Here is a 6,867-nt window from a genome sequence, read left to right as displayed (position 1 = left end):
GATGCTAAATTAAAAATCGAAGCTTGGCGGGATGACTATAACAAGAGTCGACCTCATCGGGCTTTAAATAACCTGCCACCCTTGCAGTTCGTGGCATCCATTGAAAATTGAACAGCTCAATTCATTCAGGGAGTGGTTCTAATAATGGGGGCCTGTCATAAAACTGAAATTTCATCGATAAGATGGTGTTAGTTCAGGGGAAAGGTCACTAGAAAAGCAATAAAAAAAGTTGTCCACTTTTTTCAAAATAAAAATAATTTTTCATTTTTAATGAATTTTTACCCTCTTCTGATTATTGATGCTTTTAATCTTTTGCCGACTATAATGCGTACATGAATACATAACTTTTACGTAAGGAACTTGGCTATGAGTCAGTCAACTCAAAAAGCTACGCTTTACAGAATGTCAACGCCTGATCACCAGTGCCCTTTTGGGCTAAAAACCCGGCACTTACTTAAAGCCAATGGCTTCGAAGTAGACGACAATCTGTTAGAGAGTCGTCAAAAAACCGACAAATTCAAGGAAAAGCACGACGTCGATACCACTCCACAAGTGTTTATTGGTGATAAACGTATCGGTGGGTACGAGGAGGTTCGAGCCTTTCTTGGAAAGCCTCTTCCTGACCCTGACGCAACCAGTTACCGACCCGTTATTGCATTATTTACTATGACGGCACTCCTCTCTGTAGCCACGTCGTGGTTGTCTTTTGGTCGCGTATTTACCGTACAAACCATCGAGTGGTTCATCAGTTTCTCTATGGTGGTTCTGGCCTTGCTCAAACTCCAGGACGTAGAGAAGTTCTCTACCATGTTTCTCAATTACGATCTTCTCGCCAAAAAATGGGTGCCTTATGGCCGTATTTATCCCTATGCCGAAGGCTTGGCGGGTCTGTTAATGGCAGCCGAATTCGCCCATGTCATATCCATACCCGTCGCATTATTCATCGGCATCGTAGGCTCTATATCGGTGTTTAAAGCCGTTTATGTCGACAAACGCGAGCTAAAATGTGCCTGTGTCGGTGGCTCCAGTAATGTGCCGTTAGGCTTCATTTCGCTCACTGAAAACCTCATGATGGTCGCTATGGCTGTCTGGATGTTTTTTACAATGAACTAGAAAAAGAGCGCTATGCGCTCTTTTTCTTAACGCTTTTTACGTAAAAACAAAATCTCACCAGCGGCAATCAATGCCATACCGATAAGAGACGCCCAAATCACCAGCGGATCGCTCGTCCATTTCACCCATATAAAAGCGACTAAAACGATGACGTCTAGCGTGATTGCGCTGACAAGTATGTAAATATTGGCATTCACCTTTTGCCTTAGATGCCGTAATACGCCCCAGTGGATCGCAATGTCCATCACGATATAAAAAATAGCGCCCAGTGACGCAATTCGACTCAAATCGAAGAATGCCGCTAAGATCATAGCCATAACAATGGTGTAAACCAGCGTATGCTTCTGAATGGAACCTGGCATGCCAAAATGACTGTGTGGAACAAGCTTCATATTGGTCAACATGGCTAACATTCTTGAAACGGCAAACGCGCTGGCAATCACTCCTGATACCGTTGCTACAATTGCAAACGCAACCGTCACCCAGAGTCCAGTTTCACCGTAGACGGGTCTGGCTGCTTCAGCAAGCGCATAGTCTTTCGCTGTCACAATCTCATCAATCGACAAGCTCGAACCAACGGCCAGGGTGACTAGCACATATATTAGCGCGCAGATAACCAGCGAAATAATAATGGCACGCCCGACGTTCTTCTTAGGCTCAACAATTTCACCGCCACTATTCGTTATTGTTGTAAACCCTTTGTATGCAAGTATGCTTAAAGCAATACCCGCTAAAATACCGCCACCCGAAGCTTCTTCTGGAATAGCAGATATCGATTCAAACTGAATGCCTGAAGCCCACAAACCACCAGCGGCTAAAATCACCAATCCTAAAGCCTTCACAAAGGCCATAAAAAACGAGAACGTTTGAATAAACTGATTACTCAAAATATTGATAGAAAATGCGAAGAGCAGCAACCCAACCGCCAACAACGGAATAAGCCACTGCGCTTCAAAAGAAATTAACTGGCTTGTATAGGACGCAAATGTGCGAGCGACTAGACTTTCATTAATGACCATAGAAAAGTACATCAAGAGTGCGAATATCGCCGTCACACTTCCTTTTCCATAAGCTTTACTGAGGAACATCGCAATACCGCCCGCTGACGGATAGGCTTTCGCCAACTTAACGTAAGAGTAAGCGCTAAAGCCGGCAATGATACCGCCGCACACAAACGCCAGGACAAACCACTCTCTTGCCAGCTGAGCAACTTGTCCGGTCAGTGCAAAAATACCAGCGCCAATCATCACACCAGTCCCCAGCGACACCGCCCCCCAAAGACTCAGGCTGCTTTTCTGATAATCCTGATGTCCGTGTTCATGATCGTGTTCTGCCATAATCAGCTCCTGTGATTGAACTCAGTTGGACCAATGGATCCGGATAATTTTCCAGCCAGACTCAGTCGTATTTGATACGGTTACGGTTTCATTCATCGTTAAATCAACCTCACGCCCGTTATACTCCCCGGAAACGCTATACCGAGAAGTGATCACAGCAAGGCCATCGGCTTCTTGTACTGTCCTTTCAAGCAACTGTGAAGGAACCGCCTGGCTAAACTTAATATCTGACTTAAGGTGATGAGCACTGTACTCGGCCAAGGATCGTTCAACACCACCACCTTCAAAGATAAACACATCATTGGAAAGCACATCTTTAACGACTTCCGTGTCACCTTCAGTCAAAGCCGTTCGAAACCTATCAAGCACAACTGTCGGTTCAGATACTTCCTCGGCACTACTAGGCGCTGAAATAAACAGCACCGAAACCATAAAAACACTCATGAATAATTTCATTCTTATTATTCCTTACATTAACTAGGGGAAAACGCGCTGCTTAGCGCAGAGGCCAGGGTAAAAATAGTGACAGCCAATACCATTTCCGCCGTTATGGAGTTTTTGAGTCGCTTGGCGGCCGCGTTATCATTTAATTGCGGTACGAACTTTAATTTATGCAATGCGGCAACAAGGAGAATCAGCGCCACAAACACAAGTTTCGCTAGTAGTACCGTGTCATACGACGTAAGCGGCAGCTCTGGCATCCATCGCCCTGTTGCACTACGATACATAACCAAGCCCGCAATAAGGAGTATTGGAACCGCTGCAGACATATGCACACCAAAACGCTCCATAATGGCTTTCGCTTTAGCAAGCGGTACCGACGTTGCCAGCTTTCGCAATGAGTTAAGACTGCCGAACCAAACCCAAGCGACTAACAAGTGTGTTAAAAGCGCTAGCTTTCCCCACCAGACGGCGTCACTGCCGTGACCAATACTTAAAAAGCTCCATCCCATGAGTCCAATGGCGACAACATATAGCACCCACTTTATACGTTTTAGCTTAACAACGGAGTAAACAATCCAAGCAATAGCAACCGCTATCTGAAGTTGGATGAACAACCCAACAGGGCCGGTCCATATAAACTGCATGTAGGTCGTGTCAATCATGCCGGCAAAGCCTTCAGCAGCAAAACTACCGACTTTCAGAAAAAAATACAGAAGGCTTGCCAGTAATAGAAGCAACGCAACAAGGCTATTCTTTCGTTCAGACTGCTTTTTTAAACCGGACAAATAAACGATATAAGGCGAGGCGGTCATCACCGCGTTAAGCCAGAATATAAAGGCCAACGTTAAAACGCTGGCCACACTCCAAAGGGTCATCATTTCACCTCAAAGCTAAAATCACCCGATATTTTATGACTGTCCCCACCCATTGCCGTCCAATAAACCGTATAACCACCTGACGCCAAATTGTTTTTAACAGCAATTTCGTACGCTGCTTTGGGAGTCATGCTCATCGAAAAGTCCAGCGGATGCATTTTACCGTCATCTGAGTGCAGCATAATTTTAGCCAGACGAACATCACCGGAAAAATTCATCGTAATTTCCGTTGGTGACTCGGAAAAAGTCGCACCGTCCTCCGGGCTACTGGATGTTAGGCCGACGTGAGCGCTGGCCCATGCACTAAAAAATAACGTGCTACCGAAGGCTAACTTAAGTATGTTTTTCATGTTGTTTCCTCTTTGTTTATTATCAATTAAAACCAAACTCTGGCCCCAAGGACCACGCCTGTTTCTGTGGTGTCCTCACCCATTCGTTTCATTTCATCTGCCGTGTTGCCTAACGCGCCGTTCCAATAAACACCAATGTAGGGTGCAAACTCACGACTGATTTCGTGACGATAACGCAACCCCACACGCAAGTTGCTCAAGCCACTTTGCCGTTCATATTTGTCTGAATCTGTCAGGTTGGCTGTAAACTCAATACGAGGCTGCAAGTACGATGTTTGCGTTAACTGCCACTCATATTCAGTTTCGCTGACAAACTGGACATCACCTTCTTCGTTCACCATCAACGAGTTGTCCATTTCAAACCAATACGGAGCCAGCCCCATGAAGCTAACAACGGCATAATTTTCCATAGAGGCATCGGACGATAAGGAGCCTCGCGTACCGACACCGGCCTGAAACGACCAAAACGGAGACATCAGGTAGCCGTATAACAACTCAGCACTTTCCAAGTCAGTGGGCTCTCCGTCATCTTGAATATTTTCCCCCTCACTTTTGAAGACAAACCGATGATAATCACCACCGTACCAAGCCATCATGTCCCAAACGGCAACGTTCTCTTCCTCGTCTGTTCGCGTTAATTCCAGCCGGTCAAATAATACCTGCCCGGTGTAATATTCTTTAACGGGCTCTGGCCAGCCTTCCTCTGCATGTCCCGCCATTGCCACTGCGGGTAAAAGTGCTGTAGTGAACAACAATGATTTAGCGTACATAGCCTTCCTCCTTATGCCACATTTACCACACGAAACATGCCCGCTTTCATGTGATAAAGCAGATGACAATGAAATGCCCAGCTTCCCGGTGCATCAGCGGATATCAGTAGTGATACTTTCTCGCTTGGTTTTAAACTAATGGTGTGCTTACGAGGACGAGGATACTGTCCATTTTCAAGTTCCATCCACATACCGTGTAAGTGGATTGGATGATCCATCATGGTGTCATTAACCATCACCAACCTTAAGCGCTCGCCGTGACGGAACTGCACAGGGCCGTCAACTTCGGTGTATTTCTTCCCGTCAAACGACCACATATACCGTTCCATATTACCGGTCAAATGCAGTTCAATCTGGCGCTCTGGTTCCCGCTTATCTGGCCATTCTTGGGCGCCAATAAGATCGCTATACACTAAGACTCTATGGTCAACATTATCCAAACCTATGCCCGGTTCATGGAGACGACTGGTCGGATTCATAGCTATCATGGCGGCAGCAGCTCCGTGACCACCTTCACTGTGCTCAATTTTAATGTTTTCCACAGGAAGCTCTTTTTTATGCATCATTTCATGATTCATATGACCGTCTGTGCCGCTCATATTCATCATACCTTTCTCTTCCTTATTTCCTGACATCGCCATGGCCCCCATTCCCATCGCGGCCATACCACGTTCAGGCACCGCGCGTAACTCAGGAACTTCTGCTTCAAGGCCAATTTCTGGTGTTAATGTGCCTCTGACATAGCCACTACGGTCAAAGCTCTCCGCAAAAATCGTATAAGCCTTGTTATGCTTTGGCTGAACAATGACATCATAGGTTTCAGCCACTCCGATACGAAACTCATCAATAGACACAGGCTTCACCGGTTGACCATCTGCCGCCACTACAGTCATCTCTAGACCAGGAATACGTACATCGAAAAAGCTCATCGCAGAGCCGTTGATAATACGAAGTCGCACTTTCTCACCTGGTTTAAATAATGCTGACCAGTTCATTGCTGAATCGCGACCATTCATCAGGTAGGTGTATGTACTCCCTGTCACATCAGCGATATCGCGAGGACTCATCCGCATTTGTCCCCACATTTCTCTTTGCTTCCAGGTTTTCTCTAACCCATGCTGGCGCACGTCCTCGAACGTCTCAAATATCGTACGCTTTTGGTAGTTATAGTAGCCTTCCGCTACTTTCAAATTACGAAAAACCTCATTTGGATCTTCGAATGTCCAGTCACTTAGAATAATTGTGTGTTCACGATCAGCGCCTATATCTCCGTCTTTTGGGTCGATAATCAGCGGACCTAAGTGCCCCAGTTGCTCCTGTAAACCCGAGTGGCTGTGATACCAATAAGTGCCATTTTGCTCAACGTCGTAGCGATACTTATAAGTTCGCCCCGGCTTTATACCTTCAAATGAAACCCCGGGTACGCCATCCATATTTTCAGGCAAAATAATCCCATGCCAGTGGATTGACGTGTCTTCAGATAGTCTATTGGTCACATTTAGCTTGGCTCGTTGACCTTCTTTCAAACGAATTAGAGGACCAGGCATTTGACCGTTAATCGTTATAGGTGTGCCAACCTTATTCCCTACTAACAAAGGAGACTTCGCGATGGTTAAATCAATTTCATCTTTCGTCAAAACTTGATCTTTAAATTTACGCCCTTGAGGTGTTGCCCATGTTGGGGCTACTTTGGCAATTGCCAACGCGGACGCCACAGTAAATGCAGATTTAATGAATTTTCGACGCCCTTTATTAAACTCGGTGCTCATTTTCATTCTCCTCTTTTGAGGTTGATTTTTGTCCGTCACAACTATCGTAATTATTTTCAGCACCACCATCTGATATTGACGATTTAAACCCTTTAATCGCACTTCCAAGATCAGAGCCGAAAGTCCTTAACTTTCGGCTGCCAAAAAGAAGAATGACGATAGCTAACAGAATTCCCAGTTGAACCAGACTCATACCACCGAAGCCCATA

The 6,867-nt window shown here is 45.6% G+C and carries 9 protein-coding genes; 2 read left to right on the top strand and 7 right to left on the bottom strand.

The genetic code is table 11. The features are described 5' to 3' along the window. Together J6J28_RS12765 and J6J28_RS11700 are read left to right on the top strand one after the other, a co-directional pair. A partial coding sequence (locus J6J28_RS12765) for an integrase core domain-containing protein (protein WP_418055168.1) occupies nt 1-111 on the top strand: 111 nt, incomplete at its 5' end. Between the two features lie 255 nt (nt 112-366). After that, nucleotides 367-1,113: a MauE/DoxX family redox-associated membrane protein gene (locus tag J6J28_RS11700; protein WP_126785264.1), complete on the top strand. Its 747-nt coding sequence runs from the start codon at nt 367-369 to the stop codon at nt 1,111-1,113. Nucleotides 1,114-1,139: 26 nt separating this feature from the next. Here J6J28_RS11700 and J6J28_RS11695 read toward each other — a convergent pair whose 3' ends face one another. The 7 genes from J6J28_RS11695 to J6J28_RS12760 are packed head-to-tail and all read right to left on the bottom strand — an operon-like array spanning nt 1,140 to nt 6,866. Next, nucleotides 1,140-2,450, bottom strand: a complete 1,311-nt coding sequence (locus J6J28_RS11695) for an APC family permease (protein WP_301721949.1) — start codon at nt 2,448-2,450, stop codon at nt 1,140-1,142. 21 nt (nt 2,451-2,471) lie between these two features. Continuing rightward, on the bottom strand, nt 2,472-2,906 hold the full coding sequence (locus J6J28_RS11690) for a YybH family protein (RefSeq protein WP_006956244.1): 435 nt from the start codon (nt 2,904-2,906) through the stop codon (nt 2,472-2,474). A 17-nt stretch (nt 2,907-2,923) separates the two neighbouring features. Then, complete coding sequence (locus J6J28_RS11685) at nt 2,924-3,772, bottom strand: copper resistance D family protein (RefSeq protein ID WP_227016391.1); 849 nt, start codon at nt 3,770-3,772, stop codon at nt 2,924-2,926. Continuing rightward, nucleotides 3,769-4,119, bottom strand: coding sequence for a copper resistance CopC family protein (locus tag J6J28_RS11680; RefSeq protein WP_301721947.1), 351 nt, complete (start codon nt 4,117-4,119; stop codon nt 3,769-3,771). Before J6J28_RS11680 ends, J6J28_RS11685 begins: the two co-directional genes overlap by 4 nt. Nucleotides 4,120-4,145: 26 nt before the next feature. Further along, entirely contained in the window at nt 4,146-4,889 is a 744-nt protein-coding gene (locus tag J6J28_RS11675) for a copper resistance protein B (RefSeq protein WP_126772057.1), read from the bottom strand. 11 nt (nt 4,890-4,900) lie between these two features. Continuing rightward, nucleotides 4,901-6,658 (bottom strand): copper resistance system multicopper oxidase, encoded by a 1,758-nt coding sequence (locus J6J28_RS11670; protein WP_271331970.1) that lies wholly within the window; start codon nt 6,656-6,658, stop codon nt 4,901-4,903. Next, nucleotides 6,642-6,866 carry a twin-arginine translocase TatA/TatE family subunit gene (locus J6J28_RS12760; protein WP_414653609.1) on the bottom strand — a complete coding sequence of 75 codons (225 nt, stop codon included), beginning with the start codon at nt 6,864-6,866 and terminating at the stop codon, nt 6,642-6,644. Before J6J28_RS12760 ends, J6J28_RS11670 begins: the two co-directional genes overlap by 17 nt. Nucleotide 6,867: the final 1 nt, after the last annotated feature.

The sequence above is a fragment of the Pseudidiomarina terrestris genome (assembly GCF_030466375.1).
Lineage (GTDB): Bacteria > Pseudomonadota > Gammaproteobacteria > Enterobacterales > Alteromonadaceae > Pseudidiomarina > Pseudidiomarina terrestris.
The sequence above is the reverse complement of the archived record's forward strand: the minus strand, read 5'-3'. Positions and strand labels throughout refer to the sequence as shown.